This window comes from Marinobacter sp. UBA5687 (genome assembly GCF_002420325.1).
GTDB classification, from domain to species: Bacteria; Pseudomonadota; Gammaproteobacteria; order Pseudomonadales; family Oleiphilaceae; genus Marinobacter; species Marinobacter nauticus.
In genome coordinates this window covers 6211-6619 of sequence record NZ_DIHV01000116.1, presented here as the reverse complement: position 1 = coordinate 6619, position 409 = coordinate 6211, and positions in this window count along the sequence as shown.

Sequence of the window (409 nt, the reverse complement as noted above, 5' to 3'; positions counted from 1 at the left end):
AGCGTTATACACAAGGAATGTTCATAGATCATGGCAAGGAATCGCGGCCAAGATGGGCCGATTGAAACAAGGTTGATCAGCCTTTTTGCATCGCTGTTTTTCTCTATCCCAACGGCAGTATTCGTTTGGCTCTGGGTCAATTTGGAGTTGGCCGTCTACTGGGATGGCTTTCTCAGCAGTCGTTACCTTATTTCCTGCATCGTAGTTTTCGCGGTGTTGGCGTTGCTGCTCCCGAAACTGTTTCCGTCTATTCTCGGGGGTGTCTGGCGCGGCATAGCCAAGGTTTGGCATTGGTGGGGGTGGTAGCCTTATGTATAACCAATCGTTCAAGTTCGCTACCGGCCTGGCGGCCGTCCGCCGGACGCCTACTACGCTGCGCTCCGCAGGCGCCGCTTAACATTCAGCGTTA